Raw genomic sequence first — 261 nt, forward strand, 5'->3', positions numbered from 1 at the left:
TGCCGTCCTGCGTGTGCGTGACCGTGTTCTCGCCCGGAAAGCCGTCAAAGCGCTCCACCACGCCGCCGAGCTGCCAACCGGACGTGATCACCGGGGCATCATTCGTGCCGGTGATCGTGATCGTCACCGTCTGGGTCGCCGTACCGCCCTTGCCGTCGTCGACGGAGACGTCATAGGTCTGCGTCAGCTTTTGGCCCGCCTGCAGCGAGTCGAGCACGCTGTCGGCAACCTTGAAGCTCCAGCCGATCTGATCGGTTGCCT

The 261-nt window shown here is 64.8% G+C and carries 1 protein-coding gene; it reads right to left on the reverse strand.

What is annotated here, in order from left to right; translation table 11 throughout:
- Positions 1–261: VCBS domain-containing protein (locus IB279_RS36870; RefSeq protein ID WP_192341301.1), on the reverse strand; the 261-nt coding region annotated here is incomplete at both ends.

Origin of the sequence: Ensifer sp. ENS06 (assembly GCF_014852205.1) — a bacterium.
Lineage (GTDB): Bacteria > Pseudomonadota > Alphaproteobacteria > Rhizobiales > Rhizobiaceae > Ensifer > Ensifer adhaerens.